This window comes from Bradyrhizobium diazoefficiens (assembly GCF_016616885.1).
GTDB lineage: Bacteria > Pseudomonadota > Alphaproteobacteria > Rhizobiales > Xanthobacteraceae > Bradyrhizobium > Bradyrhizobium diazoefficiens_F.
The window spans coordinates 6,089,666-6,114,231 of the sequence record NZ_CP067102.1 but is presented as its reverse complement, the minus strand read 5'-3'; the positions used below and the strand labels follow the sequence as shown (position 1 = coordinate 6,114,231).

Below are 24,566 nucleotides of genomic sequence, written 5' to 3'. Positions count from 1 at the left end.
AAACATCGGACGAGGATCCCGGGAGGAACCATGACGAACATTGCTGCCGCGGCGTGCAAGCGCGCGCCGATTTTCCTTGTTGCGGCATTTGCGCTCCTTCCGCTGGCACAGCCCGCGCAGGCGCAGAAGGCGGGCGGCAGCATCACCGTCGGCCAGGAGCTCGATATTCCCGGTTTCGATCCGCTCAAGGTCGGCGTCTACGACACCTCGACGTTCACCGCGGCGGCCGCGATCTTCGACACGCTCACCACGCTCGACGACAAGGGCGAGGCGGCGCCAAAGCTCGCGGAATCCTGGATCCACTCCGACGATTACAAGAGCTGGACCTTCAAGCTGCGCCAGGGCGTGAAATTCCACGACGGCACGCCGTTCAACGCGCAGGCCTTCAAGGAAAATTTTGACCGCCAGAGGGACCCCGCCAACAAGTGCCGCTGTGCCTTCTACATCACCAACGTCAAGGAAGTGCTGGCGCCGGACGAATACACCCTCGTCTATAACCTGACCGATCCGTCCGTGAACCTGCCGGCGGTGATCAGCATCCAGAGCCAGAACAACGCCGTGCATTCGCCGACGGCCTGGAAGACCAAGGGCGACGACTATAATCGCAATCCCGTCGGCACCGGCCCCTACATCCTGAAATCATGGACCGCCGGCGACCGCATGGTGCTGGAGAAGAACCCCAACTATTGGGACAAGGGCCGTCCCTATCTCGATCGCATCATCCTGAAGCCACTGCCCGACGCGCAGTCGCGCTTCGCCTCGCTGCAATCAGGCGAGGTCGACATCATCTGGGACGATGAGAACGACGCCGACAACATCATGAAGGCGCAGAAGGACTCCAAGCTCACCGTGCACACCTACAAGGGCTCGGGTGCCGCAGTCTATGCCTTCAACACCAAGGTGGCGCCGTTCGACGACGTCCGCGTGCGCCAGGCGCTGGTGATGGCGATCGACCGTCCAAAAATGTCGCAGGCGATCAGCAACGGCCTGAGCCGGCCGGCGACCAACCCCTATGGCGACGGTTCATGGGTCAGGTGCAAGGACGACGGCGCACTGCCTTACGACGTCGAGAAGGCCAAGGCGCTGCTGAAGGATTACGGCAAGCCGGTCGACTTCAAGATGCTGGTGACGGCGACGCCGCGCGGCCGCGTGATCGGGCAGGTGCTCCAGCAGTTCTGGAAGCGGGCCGGCGCCAATATGGAGATCGACCAGGTCGACCAGGCGACGATTCCGTCGCGCGCCTTCTCGCGCCAATTCCAGCTGACGCCGTGGCGCATTGTTGATCTCGCCGATCCCGATCCGCAGGTGTACGCGAACTTCCACACCGGCAGCCCGCTCGCGCTCTCCGGATTCTCCGATCCGGAGCTGGACCGGCTACTCGACCATTCCCGTGTCACCGCCGACACCGCAGCGCGCATCGAGGACTATTGTGCGATTAGTCGCTTGATCAACAAGGAGGCGATCTGGTTCTGGGCCTTCCAGAATACCTATTACGCGCTGTCGAGCGCCAGGCTGAAGGGTTTTCCGAAAATTTACAACGGCGTGATCGACGTCTCGACCACCTGGCTGGAATGACTGCGCGATGCTGAACTTCGTCGTGCGGCGGATCCTGGCCATCCTACCGGTGTTGCTTGCCGTCTCGCTGCTCACCTTCCTGATCGCCTCGCTGCTGCCGGGCGATCTTGCTTTCGTCATCCTCGGCGATCAGGCGACACCGGAGAATGTCGCAGCGCTCCGCCACGAGATGGGGCTCGACCAGCCGTTGTGGTGGCGCTACCTGAGCTGGCTCGGCCACGTCCTGCAGGGCGATCTCGGCCGCTCGTTCCGTACCGGGCAGACCGTGCTGCAGGCGATCTCCGAGCGCATTCCGGTCTCGCTCGAGCTGATGCTGATGGCCGAGTTCATCGGGCTCCTGATCGGCGTGCCGCTGGCGATCGCCTGCGCCGCGCGCGCCGGCGGCGCGTTCGACCGCTTCATGACCGGCAGCGCGTTTGCGATGCTGTCGATGCCGTCCTTTCTGATGGCGATCCTGCTGATCTATCTGTTCGCGGTCGAGCTGCACTGGCTGCCGGCGACCGGCTATGTCCCGTTCACCGAGGCGCCGCTCGCCAATTTGCGCTTCTTCGTGCTGCCGGCGCTGACGCTGGCGCTGGCGGAATGGCCGGGGATCATGCGGGTGCTGCGCTCCGACATGATCGCGACCCTGCAGGAAGACTACATCGCGCTGGCCAAAGCCAAGGGGCTGAAGCCCTCGCGTATCCTGTTCGTGCATGCGCTGAAACCCTCGTCGCTGACGCTGGTGACCGTCACAGGCATCAATATCGGCCGCCTGCTCGGCGGCACGCTGATTGTTGAGTCCATCTTCGCGCTGCCCGGCATCGGCCGGCTGCTGGTCGGCGCGATCTACACCCGCGACCTCGTCATCCTCCAGGGCGTGGTGTTGCTGGTCGCCTGCGGCTTCGTCATCGTGAACTTCATCGTCGACATGCTCTATGCCGTGCTCGATCCGAGGATCCGCCATGGCCACGCTTGAGCTCTCGATGCAGGACGAGGAATTGGCGCCGGTCGGGCGCAAACGCAAGCTCGGCCTGCTGTTCTGGATCGCGAGCCTTTGGCTCGCCGCTGTCATTGCGGTCGCGATCCTCGCGCCGGTGCTGCCGCTGCAAAATCCTGTAGACATGGACATGCTGGAGCGCCGTGCCGCCTTCTCCACCGAGCATTGGCTCGGCACCGACGGCCTCGGCCGCGACGAGTTTGCCCGCCTGATCTTTGGCGCACGCGTGTCGCTGACGGTGGGGCTGATCGCGCCGATGATCGGTCTGATACTCGGCGGCGCGCTGGGCCTGCTCGCCGGCTATTTCCGCGGCCGGTTCGAGACGCTGGTGGTCGGCAGCATGGATGTGCTGCTGGCCTTTCCGCCGCTGATCTTCGCGCTCGCGGTGACGGCCTATCTCGGCCAGTCCATCCCCAATCTCACGTTGATTTTGGGCGTGCTCGGCATTCCCGCCTTCATGCGGGTGGCGCGTGCGGCGACGCTGACGCTGGCGCGGCGCGAATTCGTGATCGCGGCCGAGGCGCTGGGCGCCAGCCATGCGCGCATACTGCTGCGCGAGCTGCTGCCGAATGTGATCCTGCCACTGCTCGCCTTCTTCCTGCTCGGCGTCGCCGTCACCATCGTGGTCGAGGGCGCGCTGTCCTTTCTCGGGCTCGGCGTGCCACCGCCGATGGCGAGCTGGGGCAGCATGATCGGCGAGGGGCGTGACAGCCTCGACGTCGCGCCGCGGCTCGCCTTCCTGCCGGCGGCCGGACTGTTCCTGACCGTGCTGGCATTCAACCTCGTCGGCGACGCCATGCGGGCGCTGACCGACCCGCGTCAGGGGGCGCTGTGAGCACGCCGCTGTTGACCATCGCGGACGTCGCGGTCGAGCTGCCGACCCCGCGCGGCAACTTGCGCGCCGTCGATCATGTCGATCTGTCGCTGGAGGCCGGGCGTACGCTCGGCATTGTCGGCGAATCCGGCTGCGGCAAGACCATGCTGTCGCGCGCGATCCTTCAGCTGCTGCCGAAGAAGGCGAGGCTCTCTGGACGCGTCATGTTCGACGGCCAGGACCTGGTGCGGCTTGCGCCTGAAAGCCTGCGACGGCTGCGCGCGCGCGAGCTCGCGGTGGTGTTCCAGGATCCCATGACCTCGCTCAATCCGGTGCTCACGATCGGCACGCAGTTGATGGAGACGATCCAGGAGCACCTCGAGCTCGATGCGCCGGCGGCGCGGAAGCGCAGCATCGAGTTGCTCTCGGCCGTCGGCATTCCGGCGCCGGAGCAGCGGCTCGCGCAATATCCACATCAATGCTCCGGCGGCATGCGCCAGCGCATCGCGATTGCGATCGCGCTGTCCTGCGAGCCGAAACTTCTGATCGCGGATGAGCCGACCACCGCGCTCGACGTCACCATCCAGGCGCAGATCCTCGACCTGCTGGCGCGCGAGCAGCGCCGCCGCCACATGGCGATGATCATCATCACCCACGATCTCGGCGTGGTCGCCGGCCGCGCCGATGAAGTCGCGGTGATGTATGCGGGCAGGGTGGTGGAACACGCGCCGACGCAGGCGCTGTTCAAGCACATGCACATGCCCTACACCGAGGCATTGCTGGCGGCGATCCCGAAGCTGGAGACCGCGCCGCATACGCCGCTGCCCGCCATCTCCGGCCGGCCGCCCGATCCAACGCGGCCGCTCAAAGGCTGCTCCTTTGCGCCGCGCTGCCGCTATGCCGCCGGGCGCTGTCACGAAGCCAAGCCCGAATTGAAGAGCGCCGAGGTGCCGGGACATCTTTACGCCTGCTTCCACCCGATCCAGATGGCGGGAGGGATTGGCGCATGATGCAGTCGGCCGTGCGCGATGAGACGCTGCTGGACGTCGACAATCTCGTCGTCGAGTACGGTCTCGGCAACAAGACGGTTCACGCGGTTTCGGGCGTCAGCCTTCACGTCGCGCGCGGCGAGACGCTGGGACTGGTCGGCGAGTCCGGCTGCGGCAAGTCGACGCTGGGCCGCGCGGTGCTGCAGTTGCGCCGGGCCAAATCCGGCCGCGTGTTGTTTGACGGCGAGGACCTCACTGCGATGGAGGGTGAGGCGCTACGAAAAATGCGCCGGCGCGTGCAGCTGATCTTCCAGGATCCGATCGCCTCGCTCAACCCGCGCCGCCGTATCGGCGACATCGTGGCCGAACCGCTGATCATCGCCGGTGTCAAGGATGCTGCCGAGCGCAAGCGGCGTGTTCACGAGGTGCTCTCCGCGGTCGGGCTCGATCCTGATTTGGTGGCGGGCCGGCTGCCGCACGAGTTCTCCGGCGGCCAGTGCCAGCGCATCTGCATCGCGCGATCGCTCGTGCTCAATCCCGAGTTCATCGTTTGCGATGAGCCGGTCTCGGCGCTTGACGTCTCCATCCGCGCGCAGATCCTCAATCTGCTGGAGGAGATGAAGGCGTGGTTCGGCCTGACGCTGCTGTTCATCGCGCATGACCTTGCCGTGGTCAAAGCCGTCAGCGATCGTGTCGCGGTGATGTATCTCGGCCGGCTCTGCGAGGTCGGGCCGTCGGAGCAATTGTTCGCAAGACCAGTGCATCCCTACACGAACCTGTTGCTGCAGGCGATCCCGGTGCCTGATCCTGATGTACGTCCCACCGAAAGCGTGGCGACTGGCGAGCCGCCATCGCCGATTGCGCCGCCATCCGGTTGCCGCTTCCGCACCCGCTGCCCGCGGGCGGATCAGCGATGCAGCGCGGAGATACCGGAGTTGCGTGAGGTGGCAATCGGCCAGTTCGCGGCTTGCCACCATCCGCTCGCCTAAGACGGTGATTTGTCTCGCCCCGCCGCCCGTGGCATGGTGGCGCGACGAAGAGTGTGCCGGGAGGATGCCGATGAAGAGTTTCAAGGTCGCCGATTTCAAGGCGCCGCTGCAGGAGTTCGACGAGGCGACGCCGCAACCATCCGGCACGCAGGTGCTGATCAGGGTCAAGGCCGCCGGCGTCTGCCACAGCGATCTCCACATCTGGGAAGGCGGCTACGATCTCGGCCACGGCCGCAAGCCGCTGTCGTTGAAGGACCGCGGCATCAATCTGCCGCTGACCATGGGCCACGAGACCGTCGGCGAGATCCTTGCGTTCGGACCCGACGTGAAGCCGACCGACCAGGGCGGCCTCAAGCTTGGCAATGTCGGCCTGGTCTATCCCTGGATCGGCTGCGGCAAATGCGCCACGTGCCTCGCCGGTGACGAGAACATGTGCCTGACGCCGCGCTCGCTCGGCGTCTATTGCGACGGCGGCTATTCCGATCACATGCTGGTGCCGCATCCGCGCTATCTGCTCGACCTGAAAGGGCTCGATCCCGCGTCGGCCGCACCCTACGCCTGTTCGGGCGTCACCACCTACAGCGCGCTGAAGAAGGTCGAGCAGCATTTTGATACGCCGATCGTGATGTTCGGCGCGGGAGGTCTCGGTCTGATGGCGCTGTCGTTGCTGAAGGCGATGGGCGGTAAGGGCGCGATCATGGTCGATATCGACGCCAGGAAGCGTGAGGCCGCCGAGAAGGCCGGCGCGCTGGCGACCATTGATCCCAAGGCGCCGGATGCGCTGGAGCAGTTGGCGAAGAAGGCGGGCGGGCCGATCCGTGCCGTGATCGATCTCGTCGGCAATGCCGCGACGACACAGCTTGGCTTCGACTGCCTGACCAAGGGCGGCAAGCTCGTCATCGTCGGCCTGTTCGGCGGCGGCGCGACCTGGGCGCTGCCGCTGATCCCGATCAAGGCGGTGACGATCCAGGGCAGCTATGTCGGAAACCTGCGCGAAACGCGGGAGCTGCTCGATCTCGTCCGCGCCAGGAACGTGGCGCCGATCCCGGTGACGAAGGCGCCGCTCAACAAGGCCAACGACGCGCTGCTGCAGTTGCAGCAGGGTGCGGTGGTCGGGCGCACGGTGCTGACGCCGTAATTTCACTCTCTCCGCCGTCATTGCGAGCGAAGCGAAGCAATCCAGAATCCATCCGTGGAAACAGTCTGGATTGCTTCGTCGCTTCGCTCCTCGCAATGACGACTTGGCTGGCTCCTTCTTCAAGGTCCTTAAATGTCCGCAAACAACGCCTTCCACATCGCCGTGCTCGCCGGTGACGGCATCGGTCCCGAAGTCATGGCGCCCGCGCTCGAGGTGCTGCGCAAGATCGAGGCGAAGTCCGGCTTGAGCTTCCGCTTCACCGAGGCGCCCGCCGGCGCCAACAATTATCTCGCCACCGGCAAGTCGATGCCGGATTCCACCATCAAATTGTGCGAGGAAGCCGACGCGATCCTGCTCGGCGCCTGCGGCCTGCCATCGGTGCGCTATCCCGACAATACCGAGATCGCGCCGCAGATCGAGCTGCGCTTCATCTTCGATCTCTATGCCGGCGTACGCCCGGCGCGGCTGATTCCGGGAGTGCCGAGCCCGATCGTCGGCGCCGACAAGCGCGGCATCGATCTCGTCGTGATCCGCGAATCCACCGAAGGCCTGTTCGCCTCGATGGGAAAGGGCGTGGTCACGCATGAGGACGCGCGCGAGACCATGGTGATCACGCGCAAGACCTCCGAGCGGCTGTTCGATTTCTCGTTTCGTCTCGCCGAGCGGCGCAAGGCGCGCGGCAAGCCGGGTTCGCTGGCCTGCGTTGACAAGGCGAATGTCTTCAAGGCGTTTGCATTCTTCCGCGGCATTTTTGACGAGATCGCCAAGAAGCATCCCGAGGTGAAGACCGATCGCCTTTATGTCGATGCCTGCTCGGCGATGCTGGTCAAGCGTCCCTGGGATTTCGACGTGATGGTGATGGAGAACATGTTCGGCGACATCGTCTCCGACATCACCGCGAGCCTGATCGGCGGTCTCGGCATGGCGCCATCAGCCGACATCGGCGACAAATACGCCGTGTTCCAGCCGTGCCACGGCACCGCGCCCGATATCATGGGGCAGGGCAAGGCCAATCCCACCGGCATGATCCTGTCGGCGGCGATGATGCTGGACTGGCTCGCCGACAAGCACGGCGTCGAGAGTGCGGCGGAAGCCGGCGAGCGGATCGAGCACGCGGTCGATCAGGTCTATGCCGGCGGCCTCAAGCCGATCGAGTTTGGTGGCAGCAACGGCACGGCCGACATTACCAAGGCGGTGCTCGCCGCGCTGTAGGAGTGAACCACGTCCTAAGGTACCTTCTCTGAAAGGCTTGGACGACCATGAGCAAGCCGGTCCCCGAACACTATCGACACCTCCGGAGTTTCGCCTTCGGCGACAGTCCGGCGCTTGCGGATGAATTGCTCGAGCTCGTCGTCAAGGGCGTCAAGACCGCGACCTGCAGCACGGAAGACGAACCCAACACGTCGACGCCGGGTGAGCGCTGGGTCGTGCTCGACGGACGGGGAGAGCCGCGCTGCGTCATCGAGACCGTCGAGATCACCTATCGGCGGTTCAATGACGTCGACGCCGCCTTTGCCTTCGATGAGGGTGAGGGCGATCGTAGTCTTTCCTATTGGCGCAACGCTCATCGCACCTATTTCGGCCGGCTCGGACGATTCAGCGAAGACATGATGCTCATGTGCGAGCGCTTTCGCCTGATCGAAGTTTTTGGCGATTGACCGCCTGCGACGCCTTGCAGGAAAAAGGGGCCTCGCGGCCCCTTTTGTCATTTACCAGCGGTGCCAGCGATGGCCCCAGCCCCACGGACGCGGGCCGTAACCGTAGAAGCGCCGCGGTCCGCCGCCGTAATAGCCGTACGCGCCGTAGTAGTTCGGACGCCACCAGCAGCGGCCCCAGGCATTGCAGACCATCCGCACCTGGTCGACATGCGCGGCCGGGCCGCCTGCCACCTGATCGGCCTGCGGAATGCCGTTCGGCATCGCCGCCAGCGCTTGTCCCGACGCCAGCGCCACGCCGCCCAGGGCAGCCAGACCAAGAACAGCAAGTTTGAGTTTCATCACGATCTCCCTCATTGGTGGCGGGAGAACTTGCGGCAGATCAATTGGTTGCTATCGCAACGCGAAGCCGCAAGGAATTTAATCTTGGTGAATGACCGTTCAGATCGGCTGACGGTTCCGGACGCGTTGGGCGCCTCCACCTCGCCATTGCTGCCTTCTGATCGATGCCGATTCAAACGCGGCCGGTTGCCTTTACAGTCCACATTCGCTCCCGAATGACACTGCAAATCTGGAATCTGAATTCGCTGAAAAAGGACTCGATTCCACGCCGCTTTGCCTTGCCATGCTCGGGATCAATCCGCCATTGATGGAGCGCTTCCTCCGTCTCGAATTCGACGATCGTCACACGCTCTCCATCGTCCGCGACGAAACCCTTGTGCGAGATGTAGCCGGGCATTGTTCGCGCCAACTCGCTCATGCGCTTTGCCATCGGCCCATATTCCTCTTCCGCACCTGGATTCATCCGCGTGCGAAATACGGTGACGATCATCAGATAATCTCCTGCGTGGGACGAATTCTGTTCACGGCTATGCGGCGACGATCGCCCTAGTCGGCGATGCCATCAATGATGATGAAATCGGCGTCCGCGCACTTTTGGCGAATAGCCCGCGCACCCTGGTATTCCGGACTTGCGTAGCAGGCAGCGGCCGTGGGGCGATCCTTGAATTCGACCACGACGTTCCGGTCGCGGGCGTTTCCCTCCATTCGTTCGAACGCTCCTCCACGCACGATGAACTTTGCGCCGAATTTCTTGAATGCCAGGTCAGTCGCAGCAAGATACTCGGGATAATTTTGCTCATCGCGAACCGAGACGCGCACAATCCAATAGGCCTTCGACACATCAGTCTCCTCTGTTTCCCGGACGGCAGAAGCCGCCGTCGGGGCCGCGATCTTTACCCAATGCAAAATATCACATATAATGAATAATTATGATGTAGTTGATCACTAGGAGAGATATATGGATCTGCCGGATCTGCGGATATTCGTCGCGGTCGTGCGCGAAGGCGGCGTGACCCGCGCGGCCGAGCGCCTGCACCGCGTTCAGTCCAATGTCACAACCCGTGTCCGGCAGTTGGAAGAGGATCTCGGCGTTGCTCTCTTTGTACGAGAGGGTAAACGCTTGCGTCTGGCGCCTCAGGGCCAAGTGCTGTTTGGTTACGCCAATCGCCTGCTCGCTCTTGCGGATGAAGCACGTAATGCCCTGCAAGATGCAAAACCCCGCGGTACGTTCCGCCTTGGCGCGATGGAAAGCACGGCGGCTGTCAGGCTGCCGGGACTGCTCAGCGAATACCACCAAAGGCATTCAGGGGTCGTTCTGGAGCTTCGTACAGGCAATCCGCAGGTTCTGGCGAGCGCCATCCTCGCCGGCGATCTCGATGCAGCGCTTGTTGCCGAACCAATAGCCGATGAGCCATTTGAGAAAGCGCTCGCCTTCGAGGAAGAGTTGGTGATTATTGCGGCCGCCAATCATTCACCGATCGGCAAGAAAGGCGGCGACCTGCCGCGTACCATCATCGTCTTCGAACACGGATGCCCGCATCGCAAGCGGCTTGAAGACTGGTACGCGAAGCGAAACGAAATGCCGGAACGCATGATCGAACTGGGGTCGTATCACGCCATGCTGGGTTGCGTTGTTGCGGGCATGGGGGTGGCGCTGATTCCAAGGAGCGTTCTGGCCACTTTTCCAGACAGGAGACTCCTGAGCGTCCACCCGTTGGGAAGAACAGAGAACCGGGCATGGACTGTGCTCATCTGGCGCAAGGGAGCGGGCTCCGCGAACGTTCAGGCCTTGAGGGAATTATTGCAAGGCCCCCGGTTGGCTGGTCATCGGCAAGCGAGGATCGCCAAGGCTGTATGAGGTGCGTCCGGCGCCGAGGCTACTTCCCCTGGAACTGCGGCTTGCGCTTCTCCATGAAGGCTTGCCGGCCCTCGCGAAAATCCGCGCTGTCCATGCAAGCCGTGCCGATCGCCTTGATCGCACCCATGTCGCGTGCGCTTTCGTCCTTCAGCACTTCTGCGATGGTGATCTTGGCGGCCTTGATCGCAAGCGGCGCGTTGTGCGAGATCGTCTCCGCAATCATCATGGTCTCGCCCCAGAGCTGGTCGTCCGGGATCACGCGCTCGACGAGGCCGATGCGCAGCGCCTCGGCGGAATCGATGCGCATGCCCGTGTACATCAGAAGCCGCGCCCAGGACGGGCCGACCAGCGACACCAGGTGCCGCAAGCCGTCATAGCCATAGGCGATGCCGAGCCTGGCGGCAGGAATGCCGAACTGGCTGTCATGCGCGGCGATCCGGATGTCGGCGAGCATCGCGACCTGCATGCCGCCGCCGAGACAAAAACCCCGGATGCAGGCAATCGTCGGCTTCGGGTAATCGGCGAGCAGCGCGCGTTGGGCGGCGCTGCGCTTGCCGTATTCCTCGGAGGCCGCTGCGTTATGACGGGTCCTCTCGAACTGGCTGATGTCGGCGCCGGAAACGAATGCCTTGCCGCCGGCACCACGCATGATCACGACGCGCACGGCGTCGTCTTCTCGCAAGGCTGTCAGCGCCTCGCCAAATCCCACCCACATCTCCAGCGACATCGCGTTGCGCTTGTCGGGATTGTTGAAGGTGATCACGCCGACGCCGTCGGTGACCTGTGTGATGATCTTGCCGTCGGCGTAGGGAGTCTCATCGGAGAGATCAGGCATCGCGCGCTCGCTTGTCATTGACGAGGCGCAATGTGCGACCGGGCCAAGGCCCAGGTCAACCGCGGCAGGGGATGCGGCTCTGCATCCGCCCGTGCCGCGATTGCATGCCTACTGCGCCATATGCGCGGTCAGCGGATGGTTGCCGGCATTGCTGAAGAACGCGGCTTCTTCGGCGGTCGCCTCCAGCAACTGCTCGTCCTGGTTATAGACGTCGTTGCGGAACTGGATGGTCTGGTCCTTGGTCATCCACGCCGTGAGATAGATCCAGGCCACCGGCACCTTCCTGGCCATGGCGACCTCCTGATGCTGACCGGTGGCGATTTCCGCGTCGATCGCGGCGCGCGTCCATTTCGGCTGGTCCTTCAGCAACCAGGCGGCGAGATCGCGCACATTGTCGACGCGGGAGCAGCCGTGAGAATCGAAGCGGTAGTCGTCGCTGAATAAATTGCGCTGGTTGGTGTCGTGCATGTAGACCGAATAGGAGTTCGGCATGTCGATCTTCACCGCGCCCAGCGCGTTGAAGGTGCCGTTCTGCTGCCGCACGGTGAAGTTCGGCGTGTGCGTGCCCGACCAGTCGACCGAATGCGGGTCGATCGGATTGTCGTGGCCGTCGAGCACCTCCATGTGCATGCGCGACAGATAGGTCGGATCCTTGCGCATATGCGCGGAGATCTCGGTCTTGGCGATCGAGGAGGGTACCGTCCAGGTCGGATTGAGCACGACGCCGGTGATCTGGGCCGTCAGCGTCGGCGAGGGTTTTTCGGTCTTGCCGACGATGACGCGATAGCGCCGCACCACGACGTCGTTCTCGACCGCCTCGGCAAAGGCGGCGGGGATGTTGACCACGACATAGCGCGGGCCGAAGCTGAAATTCGTGTTCTCGAGCCGCTCAAGCGACGCCTCGAGTTGACGGATGCGCTTTTGGACCGTGACGTTCAGGGCCGCGAGCGTGCGCGGCGTCATCGTGCCGGTGGGCGCAAGACCGTGGCGGGCCTGGAAGCGCTTCACACCGTCCGCGAGATCCTGGTCGAAAGCGCCACTCGCCTTCTCGGCGGCGAGGTCGCCCGAGAGAATCAGCCGCTTGCGCAGGAGGTCGTCATTGGCGCCCTGGACGCCTGGCGCGAACTTGGCGTCCGCAGGAATCGTCGGCCAGCCGCCGCGTACCGCAAGATCGGAATAGCTCAACGCCGCGTCCTTGATCCGCTGCGCGGTGCCCTCGTCATAGGTCGGCTCATGCGTCAGCGCGAGCGCCGCAGCCGAACGGCTCTCGGCGATCGAGGCCGGTGCCGCTGCGGTTTTGGGGACGGCGGCGTGAGCCGGGTTGGCGGTCGCCGGCACGGTACCGGTCGGCTTGGGGCCGGCCTGGCCCGTGGTCTCCGTCTGCGCAAGCGCGGAGGCGCTGGCGAGGAGGCCCATGGCAATGATCACGGCATGGCGTTTCGACATCTGTCTGGTTTTCCCCCAAGAGGCAATTCCCGGCCGCTGTGCTGCGTGCGCCGATTCGCGAAATCGGCGAGAAGCTAGGGCATCAGGGTTGCGGTCCCATTAAGCACGAGGCCCCGTGCGTCCGACGCGGAGGCTCTCGATTAGGTCGCAACGAGGTTGGGATGGGTTCGCGAAAACCGCGACGAATGACAACGAAATGCCAAAAAAAGAGCGGCCAAGCCGCTCCAAAGATCGAAGGCCGCGCGTAAGGCGCGCAAGCCTCGGTTCTGCCAATCAGGCCTCGCCCAATCCGGCCGCGCCCCCGCGACGCGGCGGATTGAACATTGGCCGTTAAGGCCAGGCCGTCGACCGGCTCAGCTCTCGTTCGCTGCGATCGATTCCATCAGCGAGACGAGCTGACGCTGCACCGTCTGATCCTTGATCTTGCTGTAGGCGCGCAGCAGGCGGAGGCTGAAAGCCGAGTCCAGGAACAGGAGGCTTTCGACTTCGCGGGCCTTGTTGTCGCCGTCATAGAAGAAGGTCACGGGCACATCGAGGGCGGTGGCGATCTGCTGAAGCCGAGCCGCGCCGACGCGATTGACGCCCTTCTCGTATTTCTGGACCTGCTGGAAGCTCACGCCGAGCTTTTCGCCGAGCTCGGCCTGCGAGATCTTCATCTCGACGCGCCGCAAACGAATCCGTTTGCCAAGCTCGATGTCCGGCTTGCCGGCACTGCGTTGCTTCATTCTCTTCGCCGCTGCTTTCATTTTCGTTTTCACCTTTGTTCTTCGGTTGAAAATCCCCCGAAGAGCTGGGTCAGGGGTTCGCCCATATACGAGTCCTTGAATTCATGCGGATGCACGAATTCTTCCTTAAACCACGGGAAGCGAGCTGGATTGAAAGCTTCGATCAGCCAGTCAATCATGTGCCGCACGCGGGGAATCCGGCCGCTACCGGGATGGTAGGACAACCAGATATCCAGCGGTCGGTTCAACTCGACCTCCAGTGGAATCAACTTCCCGCCAAGCGCGATCGCATAGCTCGGGAATACGCCGATTCCGGCTCCATTCGCGACGGCCCAGTAGTTGGCGCTTGAGACGTTGGTCTTCATGACCAGGAGGTCACGTTCCGGAACGCCCGGGAAGAAGCTCTCAAAGGTTTCCTTGGCGGCGATCTGGTCAGCGAATTGCAGCACCAGGCGGTGCTTGATCAATTCGACGGCCGAGCGCGGCGTGCCGTATTTCTCAAGGTATTTTTCCGAAGCCCAGAACATCAAATGCATGCGGCCAAGCCGCACCAGCTTGACGTCGAGCGCCGACGGCCGCGACAGATGGATGGCGACATCGGCTTCGTGGCGGGAAACGTCGGCCGAGCGCATCGCGCAATGCAGGTCGACCAGGACTTTCGGATAGGCCTGCTGGAATTCCACCAGCCGTGGGGCGAGCCAGAAGGTGCCCAGTCCCTCGGTGACGGCGACGCGGACTTCGCCGGTGAGGGCGTTGGCCGTCGAATCGCTGGTGCGCAACACGTCGAAGGCGGCCGCCTCCATGCGCTCGACCGCGGAGACCACCAGCGCGCCTTCATCGGTGAGATGGGTGCCGTGGACATCGCGTGTGAACAGGGTGGTGCCGGTCTGGCGCTCGAAATCATCGATGCGGCGGCGGACAGCGTTGATCGACAGCGACAAGCGCTCGGCCGCCGAGCGGAAACTGCCGCATCGAACGACTTCCAAAAAGATGCGGGCCGCATCCCAATCGGAGAGGCCGCTGATGTTTGTCTTTAGGCGTTCCTCCAGTGGAACGCCCCTTTCCGCCAAGGAGTGCATACAAGTCCCTTCGGGGCGCTAAACTGGCAGAATCTAGCGAAAACCACAACCACGACGGGTTGGGGAACGGTGAGTTTTGAACGCCATACTTACCGCGTCCGAAGTGGTATTTGAGTGTGCTTGAGGTTGGGAATCGGGCTAGTTGTTGCCCGGAAGAGGGGTACGCGTGCGTTCCGTTGCGAGCCTTACCGTGGCTGCGGGATTGCCGGGTCCATGTGGGCCAGAGGGTGGCGTGCGAAGTGTCGCGCGCTTTCGTGCAGTGGATCGATCGCGCGGACCCAGGCGTTTGAATTTTCACCGTTCCGACCTGCGCCGCGGAGCGATGCTGTCTGGAACCGCGGTTTCGACGCAGAAACACATTGAAATGGTATTCGAGGGTGCGGACTCCTCATGCTATCCTTGTCTCTCTTTGGGGGCCCAGGGGATCGTTTCAAGCACGTCTCGAAGCCCGAATTAACGGAAAGAACTCCGGTGTCGCATTCAGACGAACAATTGCAGTCGGTGCTCGAGACGCTCGAGGAGTGCCGCAAGGTTCTCAACGAGAGCAACAGCCGTGAGTCGGCTGAGCTGCTCTCGATCGTCATCCTCGATGTCAGGATGAAGCTCAAAGGAATTGACAGTGCCGACCTCAAGGCGCTGTGCGACGAAATGCTGCGGGGCGCTGCCAGCGAACCGCTTCCCCCCTCCAAGCAGACGCAGGACCAGCCCCGGCGTCCGCTGCTCCGCGTGGTGAAGTAGCCGCGCCGCTGAATCTCGCTTTTTGGCGAGGTTTGTGCGCGTCCCGATGCCGCATCTGTGATCGCAGACGGCATCGGGAGGAGCCCTGGTTTGATCGCGCCTCTGTTGCGCATTCCCCGGCATCGGCTACACCAGAGCCGGTTCGGCTCCGGTTGCGTGCGCATTTCCCGCGCCCGGCCCGAGGGCCCGGGATGGCTCCGACTACATCATGCAAAATGTCTCGATTACGGCGGCGCTGATTGCCGGCCTTGTCAGCTTCCTCTCGCCGTGCGTTCTGCCCCTGGTTCCGCCCTATCTGATCTATCTCACAGGCGCCACGATCGAGCATGTCGAGAGCGACGAGCCGGCCTCGGCCTCCAAGCGCGCGATCATGATAGCGGCGCTGCTGTTCGTGCTCGGATTCTCCACGGTGTTCGTGGCGCTCGGCGCCAGCGCCTCGCTGATCGGCGGGCTGATCCGCGCCTGGTCGGCGGAACTGTCGATCCTTGCCGGCATCGTCATCATCATCATGGGCCTGCACTTCCTCGGACTGACGCGGATCGGCCTGTTGATGCGCGAGGGGCGTCTGACCGCGCCAAAGCCCGTCGGCCTCTGGGGCGCCTATGTGATGGGGCTCGCCTTCGCCTTCGGCTGGACGCCCTGCATCGGTCCGATCCTCGCCGCGATCCTCTCGATCGCCGCGGCCGAGGCGACGGTGACCAAGGGCGCAGGGCTCCTCGCGGTCTATTCCGCGGGCCTCGGCATTCCCTTCCTGATCGCGGCGTTGATGATCGAGCAATTCTCAAAACTATTCGCGCGCATGAAGGGCCAGCTCGTCAATGTCGAGCGTGCGATGGGCGTGTTGATGGTCATCACCGGCATCGGCTTCCTCACCGGCGCGGTCTCCAATGTGAGCATCTGGCTGCTCGAGACGTTTCCGGCGCTGCAGACGATCGGGTAGCGCGCGGCTCGCAATGCCGGCAGTCATTGCGCGCTCCACATACTGAGCGCTTGCTCAATCGAGCGTAGCTGGAAATGTCGATTTCCGGTTGCGGTCCAAGGCCGACGCGCAGTCATGTCAGTATCAACGTCGCTTCCCGAGTCACCGGGTTTCATCCAGCGCGCAGATCACCGTGCAGACCACGCCGCGTGGCAGGAAGTCGACCGTTGCCTCGCCGCCGAGCTGGTCGCGGGCGCTGCGCTCGATCAGGCGCGAGCCGAAGCCGCGCTGCACCGGCGCTGTCACCAATGGTCCGCCGGTCTCGGTCCAGATCAGCCGCAGCCGTGGCTTTGGCGTGTCCTCCATGATTTGCCAGTCCAGCGTCACCCGGCCGGTCTCGTTGGACAGTGCACCGTATTTCGCGGCGTTGGTCGCGATCTCATGCACGATCATCGACAGCACCACGGCAAGCCGTGGCGACAGCGGCACGGCGGGGCCATTCATCCGGATACGATCGGGATTTGTGAGCAGGAATGGCTGCAGCACGCGCGCGATCACGTCCCTCAGCTCCGAGCCCGCCCACTTCTCCTGGCTGAGGAGATTATGTGCCTCGGCGAGCGCGCAGAGACGTCCCTCGAACTTGGCGCGCTCGTCGCGGCTGGCGCTGCGAAATGTCTGCACCGCGATGGCCTGCATCAGCGCCAGCGTGTTCTTGACGCGGTGGTTGAGCTCCTCGATCAGCAGATTGTGCAGCATGTCGCCGCGCGCGATCGTGGTCGCCATCCTGATCGCAAAGGTCAGGCCGACCAGCAGCAGCACGCCGCCGATCAGGCTGGTGATCGCGATGTTGCGCCAGAGCGGTGCGATCAGCGAGCTCTCGGTGACGCCGGCGGCAACGGTCCAGCCGGTCAGCCGCGAGCGCGTATAGGCCGAAGCGAGCGCAACGCCGTCGAGCGACACGCTCGACAGCACCGCCTCGGGTGAGCGGAACATCGCTTCAAAGAGCGACGGTGAGGCCTGCTTGCCGAAAGTCTCGTTCGGATTGGGGGCGCGCGCGAACACGACGCCTTTGCTGTCCAGCAGCGACACGGTCCATTGCTCGTCCGGGCGCTGCCGCTCGACCAGATGCTGGAAGATGTCGATCGGCGGGCTGAAGGAGAGCGCGTAGATCACCTCGCCGTCGCGCAGCACCGGGACTTCGACCGTGACGATCGGGCGCTTCTTGGTCGACCCGATGAAAAGATCGGAGAATTGCGGCGTCTTCGTCGTGAAGACCCGTTCGATGATGTCGTGGTTGTTGCGCAGTGGCAGGTTCGCGGCGTCGGTCGTGACCGTCGAGAACAGCTGTTGCCCGGACCTGTCGGCCAGCAGCAGGACGCTGTCGTCGCCATACTGGCTGATGAACCCGACTGCCGAGCGCCGGAAACTGTCGAAGTCGCCTTTGCGTAAGGATTCGCTGAGCGCGAGCACCTGCAGGCCACCCGTCATCCGCTGCACTTCGGAATCGAGCACGAGGCGCATGCTTCGCACCGTCTCGAGCACCCGGCGCGTCGCGTCGCTGCGGTCCTGGCGATAGTTGGAATAAGCGAGGCCGACGGCGAAGACGATCAGCGGCAACATCGTTCCCGCCACCAGGAGAGCGAGCCGGACCGGCAAGGTGAGCTTTGACAACGCGGGCGTCCCGGTTCCAGCGCTGCGGCGCCGGATTATGATTTTGTCAGACCATACGGGCAGGATTTACGCGGCGCCATAATTATCATATCTGGCGCGAAGACCGGGGCGGGTTTTTTGCAGCGCGGCCGCCGGCACTTCAGCTCATGCTGATTGCGGTGAGCAGCAGGCACATGGCGTACACGGCCGCCAGGCTGAGGCCGGCGATCCGGGCTTGTCGACGCAATGTCATGCGATCAACTCCGAGGTGACGGCCGCGCTCGAGGCGACCGCCCCCGTTCGTCAGGTCTCAATCAACTTCCTGCACGACCGTGCGGGTGCCCGGATCGACAAGCATGACGCGATCGCCGGAGTAGACGTAGCGATATTGCGTAAGCGACGGACCCCAATCGGCCGGGACCGCCTCCAGTTCGATATCGCTCGGAACCTTCGCGCCGACGATGATTTTCTCCTTTGTCATGACCGGCCGCAGGTGATGCTCGGTGACGTAGGATTTGATCCGCGTCCGGTATTCCGGCTCGATTTGAACCGTCGCAGCGTGACCGGTTCCAGTCGTGGTCACCACGGTGGATTGCGCGAACGCGCCCGTCGAGATCATCAGCGCTGCCGCGGAAAGCAGAAATAACCTTTTCATTGTGTCCTCCTCGGGAATAAGCGCTGCACCAACATCTCACCCTCGGTGACGTTCCCATTGGATAGGAACGAATTGCTAGTTTTTCCCGTTGTGAATCGGCCGGACGCGGAACGTCCCGGCAAAATTGGAGGAGGAGAGAATGAAGCTGAGGATTGCAACCGCAGCATCGATGGTTGTTGCGTTTTCCGTGCCGACGTTTGCAGCCGACGAGTTCTACGTGGTGCAGGACGTCAAGACCAAGAAGTGCACCGTGGTCGACAAGAAGCCGACGGACTCGTCCATGACGGTCGTCAGTCCCTCGGGCACGATCTACAAGTCGCGCACCGAGGCTGAGAGCGGCATGAAGACCGTCAAGGTCTGCACGTCAAACTGAGAAGGATGGCACAATGCCAGTTCTGATTTTGTGGGCCGTGCCGGCCGTGCTGGTGATCGGCGGCGGTATTTATCTGATCGGCCATTTCCACTGAGCAGAAGAAGCAATCGATTGGCTCCGCGATCGCTCGCGGAGCCCATTGCAACAAATGTCAGGAAGCTCAGAGATTGCTCTCGGTGATCGCGGCGTAGACCATGCTGCGCAACTCGCGCCGGATCGGATAGGCGCTCGACGGCAGCACCTGCGTCATGAAGATCGTGATCAGTTCCTCGGCGGGATCGATGAAGAACGAGGTCGTGGCTGCGCCGCCCCAATTATATTCGCCGGGGCTGCCGGCGATCAGCGTCTCCGCCGGGCGCATCGTTACGGCGAAGCCAAGACCGAACCCGATGCCGTTATAGGCCGCTTCGGAGAACAGCGAGCGCGACACTTCCGGCAGCGATTGTCCGCCCGGAATGTGGTTGCTCGTCATCAGCGCCAGAGTCTTCGGCCCGATCAAGCGGACGCCGCCGAGCTCGCCGCCGTTGAGGAGTGCTCGGCAGAAGGTGAGATAATCCGCCATCGTCGAGCACAGCCCGCCGCCGCCGGAGATGAAGGAGGGCGGCGACAGGAACGAACTCTTGGTCGGGTCGTCCTGGAGTGTCAGGCCTTCGCGGCGCTGGCCGGCATGGAAGGTGAATCCACCACTGGGATCGGCGTTGTAGCAGGCGGCGAAGCGGTGCGCCTTCGAGGCCGGCACGTGGAAATCGGTGTCGGTCATCCCGAGCGGGTCGAGAATGCGTGCCTTAAGGAATTGCTCGAACGGCATCCCGGAGATATTGCCGATGAGATAGCCGAGCACGTCGGTCGCGACCGAGTAATTCCAGGCTTCGCCCGGCGAGAACTCGAGCGGGATTTTGGCAAGGCTCTCGATCATGGTCTGCAGCGTACCTGCTTTCTCGACCTCGCCGATCTTCTCGGCGCGGTAGGCGGAATCGACATTGGAGCGCTGCTGGAAGCCGTAAGTGAGCCCCGACGTGTGACGCAGCAGGTCGACGATCAGCATCGGCCGGGCCGGCGGCCGGGTCAGGAAGGCCGGCGAGGTGCCGGCGACGAACACGCCGAGATTCTTCCATTCCGGAATGTATTTGGCGACGGGCTCGTCGATCGCGACCAGGCCTTCCTCGACCAGCATCATGAAGGCGACGCTGGTGAGCGGCTTGGTCATGGAATAGATGCGGTAGATGGTGTCGTCCTTGACCGGTGCCTTGCGCTCGACGTCGGCCAAGCCCTGGACGGTGCTATGGGCGATCTTGCCGCGTCGGTAGACTAGGAGATGCGTGCCCGGGAAGCGGCCGGCCTCGATGTACCGGTTCTTCAGATGGGCATCGATGCGGTCGAGCGCGGCCTTGGACATGCCCACGGATTCGGGCGGGGCGGGGGTAGCGGCGAGCATCAGTTCCTCCGGGCAGTTTTCTCAGGCGTTGATAACCGAAATGAGGGTCCCATTCCAAGCTGGTCGCGCTTAACGCGGGCGGGTCGACTGGTGTAGGCTCCAGTCTGGAACGCTTCCAAGGCGCCCCAAGGATTCCAATGGGGTCAACGAGAAAACGCAGGCAAACGCACCATGACCCAGTTCAACGAGACCGAACTCACCGAAGCCGTCGTCAAAAGCTTCGACAATACGCCGAACCCCCGTGCGAAATTCCTGCTCCAGGAATTGGTGAAGTCGCTGCACGATTACGTGAGCAAGACCGGTCTCACCTTCGAGGAATGGGAATACGCCATCGATTTCCTGACCCGCACCGGCCAGAAATGCACCGACACCCGCCAGGAGTTCATCCTGCTGTCCGACGTGCTTGGGGTCTCCATGCTGGTCGACGCGGTCAACCACCGCGACCGCGATGGTGCGACCCAGACCACGGTGCTCGGCCCGTTCTATGTCGGCGAGCACAAGGTCACGGCCCACGGCACCGACATCTCGCCGAACAATCTCACGGGCGAGCGGATGTTCGTGCAGAGCCGTGTCACCGATCTCCAGGGCAAGCCGCTTGCGAATGTCCCCGTCGACGTCTGGCATGCCGACGATGACGGTTTCTACGATTCCCAGAAGGCGAACTATGACGAGGTCGGCGCCTCGGCGCGGGCGCGTTTTATCACGGACAGCAACGGCCGCTTCTTCTTCCGCACGATTTTGCCGTGCAGCTATCCGATCCCGACCGATGGGCCGGTCGGCGAGATGATCGTGCAGACCAAGCGCCACCCGATGCGCCCGGCGCATGTGCACTTCCTGGTCAATGCGAAGGGCTACGAGCCGCTGATCACCCACGTTTTCATGGACGGCGACAAATATCTCGATTCCGACGTGGTGTTCGGCGTCAAGGACGACCTCGTCGCCAAGGTCGAGCCGCGCAACGATGCGACGATGCCCGACGGCGCCAAGGCGAACGGGCAATGGCATCTGATGACCTACGAATTCCACCTCAAGCCTGGCGGCGGCACGGCGCCCAAGCCGCTCGGGACCAAGGCGGCTGAACCGGCCTGATGACCGGCACCAGCCCTGTTAGCGCGCATGCAGCAGGGCGAGCAGGGTCACAACGGCGCAGGCCAGGACCACCGTGGTCAGCTTCCAGAACAGAAGCGGATTGCGCTCCAGCAGCGGCGTGGTCCGCGTGCTGAGATAGGCCGGATTCGGGTTTCTAAGCTCGTAGGTGAATTCGGACAGGTCCTCGTGTCGCTTGTTGGGATCAGGATGCAGCGCCTTGCGCAGCGCGCCGTCGATCCAGACAGGGACCGCCCGGTCATCGTGGCCGGCCGGACGATATCGGAGCTTCCACGCGTCCGATCGTCCCCGGATGCGCGCGATTTGGGCGCCGTAAGGCAGATCTCCCGTCAGCATCTGGTAGCAAATCACGGCCAGCGAGAACATGTCCGACCGCGGCGAACCACCTTCTCCGAGAAAGTATTCCGGCGCGGTGTACTGCACCGTGCCGAGGATCTCGGCGTCGTTCGGATGTGGCGCGGCCTCGACGATTCCGGCGACCTTGACCGCGCCGAAGTCGATGATCTTCGCGGTGCCGGTCTTGTCGATCAGGATGTTGTCGGGTCTCAGATCCTGATGCAGCATCTCCATGCGATGGAAGGCGCGCAGGCCCGATGCGATCTGGTCCACGATGCCACGCACGGTCTCGAGGTCGGGGCGCGGATTGTCCAGCATCCATTGCCGCAGCGTCTGCCCCTCGATGAACTCGGTCGCGACGTAAAGGTAGTTGCGCCGCTTGGACCGCCAACGGGGTTTCAGCACGTGCGGGCTGTCGATCCGGCGCGCGATCCATTCCTCCATCAGGAAACGCTTCAGATAAGCGGGATCGTCGCGAAGATCGATCGAGGGGATCTTCAGGGCGACCATCTCCTCGCTCTCAGCGTCGACGGCGAGATAGATGTGGCTGCGGCTGGAGGCGTGTACTTCGCGCACGATACGGTAGCCGTCGAACAACGCTCGCGGCCCCGGCAACGCAGGCAGCGGCAGTTCTGTCGTGCCGCCGAAGATGTCGGATGAACCGGTCTGCGGCACCTCGTCGATGCGCAGGATCTGCACCGTGATGTTGTCGTCGCTGCCGCGGCGATAGGCTTCCTCGACGATGGATTTGGCGGCGCCGTCGAGGTCGCCGGCATGGGCATCGATCGCGCTCGTGATGAAGCGATGATCGACGAACTCGTAGGCGCCATCGGTGGCGAGCAGGAAGATGTCGCCTTGCTCGATCTGGAACGCCTGGTAGTCGATCTCGATCTGCGGGTTGATGCCGAGCGCGCGGCCGAGATAGGTCTGCTCCGACGAGACGATGACGCGATGGTCTTCGGTGAGCTGTTCGAGCGCCTTGCCGGCGATGCGGTAGATCCGGCAGTCGCCGACGTGAAAGATGTGGGCCATGGTCGACTTGACGACCATTGCGGTAAAGGTGCAGACGTAACCCTTGTCGCGATCATAAGAGTATTGGCTGCGCCGCGTTTCCGCATGCAGCCACGAGTTAGTGGCTTCCAGAACGCGTCGTGCCGACGTCTTCACCGTCCAGGATTCGGAGGTGCAGTAGTAGTCGGTCAGGAAGCTCTTGACCGCCGACTCGCTCGCCACCTGGCTTACCGCGCTGCTCGAAATGCCGTCGGCCAGCACGACGGCGATCCCCTTCAGGCTCAATAACGGCTCCGCCGGGATGAGGGCGCCGTGAAAGTCCTGGTTGACCGGCTTGCGCCCCTTGTCGGAGTGCTGCCCGATCGAAATTCGCAAGCCGCGGCCCATCTCGCCACCAATGCAAAGGGAGCCTCACCTTATCAGGCAAGGCTCCCTTGTTGACGTACATTCCAATCAAGCCGCGGCGCGGGTCGAGTTGGTCGATGCCGGCTGGCGCTTCGGCTTCGTCAGCACATGGGTCGTGTAGAGCGTGAGGCCAGTGAAGGCGAGGCCGCCGACGAGATTGCCCAGCACGGTCGGGATCTCGTTCCAGATGAAGTAATCCATGATCGAGAATTTGGCGTGGAGCATCAGGCCCGAGGGGAACAGGAACATGTTCACCACGGAATGCTCGAATACCATGTAGAAGAACACCAGGATCGGCATCCACATCGCGATCACCTTGCCCGGCACGGTCGTTGAGATCATGGCGCCGACGACGCCGGTCGAGACCATCCAGTTGCAGAGCATGCCGCGGATGAACAGCGTCGCCATGCCGGCGGCACCGTGCGCCGCGTAGCCGAGCGTCCGGCCTTCACCGATGTTGCCGATGGCCGCGCCGACCTTGTCGGGGTCCTGCGTGAAGCCGAACGTCGTCACGAACGCCATCATGAAGGCCACGGTGAGGGCGCCGGCGAAATTGCCGATGAAGACGAGGCCCCAATTCCGCAAGACCCCGCCGAGCGTGACGCCGGGGCGTTTGTCGAGCAAGGCGAGCGGGGCGAGGACGAAGACGCCGGTCAGAAGGTCGAAGCCCAGCAGATAGAGCATGGAGAAGCCGACCGGAAACAGCAGCGCGCCGATGATCGGCTGGCCGGTGTTGACGTTGATGGTGACGGCGAACCAGGCCGCGAGCGCCAGGATGGCGCCGGCCATATAGGCGCGGATGACCGTATCCCGGGTAGACATGAAGATCTTGGATTCGCCTGCGTCCACCATCTTGGTGACGAATTCCGAAGGCGCGAGATACGACATAACAGCTCCTTTGCTCATGTGAACGATCGACCCGGCCCGTGCCGGATCGACGCCTCTATCCAGACCAGTGAGCTGTGTGCGCGTCCGCGGGACGGGGACGCGTAGCGGAGAAGGATACCGACATGCGCAAGGGATAGCGTCACGATGACCGCGCCTTGGCGGACCAGCGAACAGGCTTCCCAATGGCCTTCGGTGGCTTAACGCTCCGGCTCACTGTCAGTCATCGTTGACCAAGCAGGACAAAAGCAATCGATGTGCCAGACGGGCGGCGAGCAGGACGGCGGGCTGGGCCCGATTTTGCCCTGTTTGGAAGAAGATAGGCCTCTCCGGCCGTGCCTTCTCGGCTCTGGCAGATTGCCCGATGGCGAAAAAACGGGCGCATGCCCAAGCCTTGTGCGACGCACAATCAACGGGCGAATCGGTATTCAAGAAATGAGCGCCTCGCTGGTTTTTGATGCAATTGTAGGCGTGATTACTTTTTCATCATCATAAGCAAGGTATTGTAATTATTTATCTTTCTGGCGTTGCCCAACTTGGCACGGAGCTTGAATTAAGGGTTTTCGACGCCATCGACGCCGTCACCGAGCAAATCATTCAAATCGTGACACCGCCGAAAACGGGGGCC

At 63.1% G+C, this 24,566-nt stretch carries 25 protein-coding genes; 13 read left to right on the top strand and 12 right to left on the bottom strand.

Annotation, left to right across the window (positions count from 1 at the left end):
* Positions 1–30: 30 nt before the first annotated feature.
* The 8 genes from JJC00_RS28450 (at position 31) to JJC00_RS28415 (ending at position 8,142) form a co-directional block, all read left to right on the top strand.
* A complete protein-coding gene (locus tag JJC00_RS28450; protein WP_200469159.1) occupies positions 31–1,575 on the top strand; it encodes an ABC transporter substrate-binding protein in 1,545 nt (514 codons plus the stop codon).
* A gap of 7 nt (positions 1,576–1,582) precedes the next feature.
* Complete coding sequence (locus tag JJC00_RS28445; protein WP_200469158.1) at positions 1,583–2,533, top strand: ABC transporter permease; 951 nt, start codon at positions 1,583–1,585, stop codon at positions 2,531–2,533.
* Positions 2,520–3,389 carry an ABC transporter permease gene (locus tag JJC00_RS28440; protein WP_200469157.1) on the top strand — a complete coding sequence of 290 codons (870 nt, stop codon included), beginning with the start codon at positions 2,520–2,522 and terminating at the stop codon, positions 3,387–3,389. The genes JJC00_RS28445 and JJC00_RS28440 overlap by 14 nt, the downstream gene beginning before the upstream one ends.
* Positions 3,386–4,378 (top strand): ABC transporter ATP-binding protein, encoded by a 993-nt coding sequence (locus JJC00_RS28435; protein ID WP_200469156.1) that lies wholly within the window; start codon positions 3,386–3,388, stop codon positions 4,376–4,378. Before JJC00_RS28440 ends, JJC00_RS28435 begins: the two co-directional genes overlap by 4 nt.
* Positions 4,375–5,346 carry an ABC transporter ATP-binding protein gene (locus JJC00_RS28430; protein ID WP_200469155.1) on the top strand — a complete coding sequence of 324 codons (972 nt, stop codon included), beginning with the start codon at positions 4,375–4,377 and terminating at the stop codon, positions 5,344–5,346. The genes JJC00_RS28435 and JJC00_RS28430 overlap by 4 nt, the downstream gene beginning before the upstream one ends.
* Before the next feature lie 70 nt (positions 5,347–5,416).
* Positions 5,417–6,484 (top strand): alcohol dehydrogenase, encoded by a 1,068-nt coding sequence (locus JJC00_RS28425; protein ID WP_200469154.1) that lies wholly within the window; start codon positions 5,417–5,419, stop codon positions 6,482–6,484.
* 132 nt (positions 6,485–6,616) lie between these two features.
* Entirely contained in the window at positions 6,617–7,696 is a 1,080-nt protein-coding gene (locus tag JJC00_RS28420) for an isocitrate/isopropylmalate dehydrogenase family protein (RefSeq protein ID WP_200469153.1), read from the top strand.
* A gap of 47 nt (positions 7,697–7,743) precedes the next feature.
* The gene (locus tag JJC00_RS28415) at positions 7,744–8,142 is read left to right on the top strand and encodes an ASCH domain-containing protein (protein ID WP_200469152.1); all 399 of its coding nucleotides are present in this window, start codon (positions 7,744–7,746) and stop codon (positions 8,140–8,142) included.
* A gap of 51 nt (positions 8,143–8,193) precedes the next feature.
* Here JJC00_RS28415 and JJC00_RS28410 read toward each other — a convergent pair whose 3' ends face one another.
* From JJC00_RS28410 to JJC00_RS28400, 3 genes are all read right to left on the bottom strand, one after another.
* A complete protein-coding gene (locus JJC00_RS28410) occupies positions 8,194–8,481 on the bottom strand; it encodes a hypothetical protein (protein ID WP_200469151.1) in 288 nt (95 codons plus the stop codon).
* Between the two features lie 172 nt (positions 8,482–8,653).
* The gene (locus JJC00_RS28405; protein ID WP_200469150.1) at positions 8,654–8,971 is read right to left on the bottom strand and encodes an antibiotic biosynthesis monooxygenase family protein; all 318 of its coding nucleotides are present in this window, start codon (positions 8,969–8,971) and stop codon (positions 8,654–8,656) included.
* 56 nt (positions 8,972–9,027) lie between these two features.
* The gene (locus tag JJC00_RS28400) at positions 9,028–9,321 is read right to left on the bottom strand and encodes a DUF1330 domain-containing protein (RefSeq protein ID WP_200469149.1); all 294 of its coding nucleotides are present in this window, start codon (positions 9,319–9,321) and stop codon (positions 9,028–9,030) included.
* A gap of 118 nt (positions 9,322–9,439) precedes the next feature.
* Here JJC00_RS28400 and JJC00_RS28395 point away from each other — a divergent pair, with 118 nt between their 5' ends.
* Positions 9,440–10,339 carry a LysR family transcriptional regulator gene (locus JJC00_RS28395; protein ID WP_200469148.1) on the top strand — a complete coding sequence of 300 codons (900 nt, stop codon included), beginning with the start codon at positions 9,440–9,442 and terminating at the stop codon, positions 10,337–10,339.
* A gap of 19 nt (positions 10,340–10,358) precedes the next feature.
* Here the strand turns inward: JJC00_RS28395 and JJC00_RS28390 are convergent, their stop codons facing one another.
* The 4 genes from JJC00_RS28390 to JJC00_RS28375 all read right to left on the bottom strand — a co-directional run bounded on the left by JJC00_RS28390 (position 10,359) and on the right by JJC00_RS28375 (position 14,424).
* Positions 10,359–11,174, bottom strand: coding sequence for an enoyl-CoA hydratase (locus JJC00_RS28390; protein ID WP_200469147.1), 816 nt, complete (start codon positions 11,172–11,174; stop codon positions 10,359–10,361).
* Positions 11,175–11,282: 108 nt separating this feature from the next.
* Positions 11,283–12,620 carry a L,D-transpeptidase family protein gene (locus tag JJC00_RS28385; protein WP_200469146.1) on the bottom strand — a complete coding sequence of 446 codons (1,338 nt, stop codon included), beginning with the start codon at positions 12,618–12,620 and terminating at the stop codon, positions 11,283–11,285.
* A 353-nt stretch (positions 12,621–12,973) separates the two neighbouring features.
* Positions 12,974–13,345 (bottom strand): helix-turn-helix domain-containing protein, encoded by a 372-nt coding sequence (locus JJC00_RS28380; RefSeq protein WP_028179980.1) that lies wholly within the window; start codon positions 13,343–13,345, stop codon positions 12,974–12,976.
* A 29-nt stretch (positions 13,346–13,374) separates the two neighbouring features.
* The gene (locus JJC00_RS28375) at positions 13,375–14,424 is read right to left on the bottom strand and encodes a LysR family transcriptional regulator (protein WP_200469145.1); all 1,050 of its coding nucleotides are present in this window, start codon (positions 14,422–14,424) and stop codon (positions 13,375–13,377) included.
* A gap of 471 nt (positions 14,425–14,895) precedes the next feature.
* Here JJC00_RS28375 and JJC00_RS28370 point away from each other — a divergent pair, with 471 nt between their 5' ends.
* Both JJC00_RS28370 and JJC00_RS28365 read left to right on the top strand, forming a co-directional pair.
* Positions 14,896–15,162 (top strand): hypothetical protein, encoded by a 267-nt coding sequence (locus JJC00_RS28370; protein ID WP_200469144.1) that lies wholly within the window; start codon positions 14,896–14,898, stop codon positions 15,160–15,162.
* Between the two features lie 208 nt (positions 15,163–15,370).
* Positions 15,371–16,102, top strand: a complete 732-nt coding sequence (locus JJC00_RS28365; protein ID WP_200469143.1) for a cytochrome c biogenesis CcdA family protein — start codon at positions 15,371–15,373, stop codon at positions 16,100–16,102.
* 141 nt (positions 16,103–16,243) lie between these two features.
* Here JJC00_RS28365 and JJC00_RS28360 read toward each other — a convergent pair whose 3' ends face one another.
* Positions 16,244–17,701 (bottom strand): sensor histidine kinase, encoded by a 1,458-nt coding sequence (locus tag JJC00_RS28360; RefSeq protein WP_200474263.1) that lies wholly within the window; start codon positions 17,699–17,701, stop codon positions 16,244–16,246.
* Positions 17,702–18,041: 340 nt separating this feature from the next.
* A complete protein-coding gene (locus tag JJC00_RS28355) occupies positions 18,042–18,386 on the bottom strand; it encodes a DUF1236 domain-containing protein (RefSeq protein ID WP_200469142.1) in 345 nt (114 codons plus the stop codon).
* 139 nt (positions 18,387–18,525) lie between these two features.
* Between JJC00_RS28355 and JJC00_RS28350 the strand changes: the two genes are divergently transcribed.
* Positions 18,526–18,759 carry a hypothetical protein gene (locus JJC00_RS28350; protein WP_200469141.1) on the top strand — a complete coding sequence of 78 codons (234 nt, stop codon included), beginning with the start codon at positions 18,526–18,528 and terminating at the stop codon, positions 18,757–18,759.
* A gap of 160 nt (positions 18,760–18,919) precedes the next feature.
* Here the strand turns inward: JJC00_RS28350 and JJC00_RS28345 are convergent, their stop codons facing one another.
* Entirely contained in the window at positions 18,920–20,194 is a 1,275-nt protein-coding gene (locus JJC00_RS28345; RefSeq protein WP_200469140.1) for a serine hydrolase domain-containing protein, read from the bottom strand.
* A gap of 171 nt (positions 20,195–20,365) precedes the next feature.
* Here JJC00_RS28345 and JJC00_RS28340 point away from each other — a divergent pair, with 171 nt between their 5' ends.
* Entirely contained in the window at positions 20,366–21,283 is a 918-nt protein-coding gene (locus JJC00_RS28340; RefSeq protein ID WP_200469139.1) for an intradiol ring-cleavage dioxygenase, read from the top strand.
* Between the two features lie 18 nt (positions 21,284–21,301).
* Here the strand turns inward: JJC00_RS28340 and JJC00_RS28335 are convergent, their stop codons facing one another.
* Together JJC00_RS28335 and JJC00_RS28330 are read right to left on the bottom strand one after the other, a co-directional pair.
* Positions 21,302–23,035: a bifunctional protein-serine/threonine kinase/phosphatase gene (locus tag JJC00_RS28335; protein ID WP_200469138.1), complete on the bottom strand. Its 1,734-nt coding sequence runs from the start codon at positions 23,033–23,035 to the stop codon at positions 21,302–21,304.
* Positions 23,036–23,101: 66 nt separating this feature from the next.
* Positions 23,102–23,941, bottom strand: a complete 840-nt coding sequence (locus JJC00_RS28330) for a formate/nitrite transporter family protein (RefSeq protein ID WP_200469137.1) — start codon at positions 23,939–23,941, stop codon at positions 23,102–23,104.
* Between the last annotated feature and the right edge of the window lie 625 nt (positions 23,942–24,566).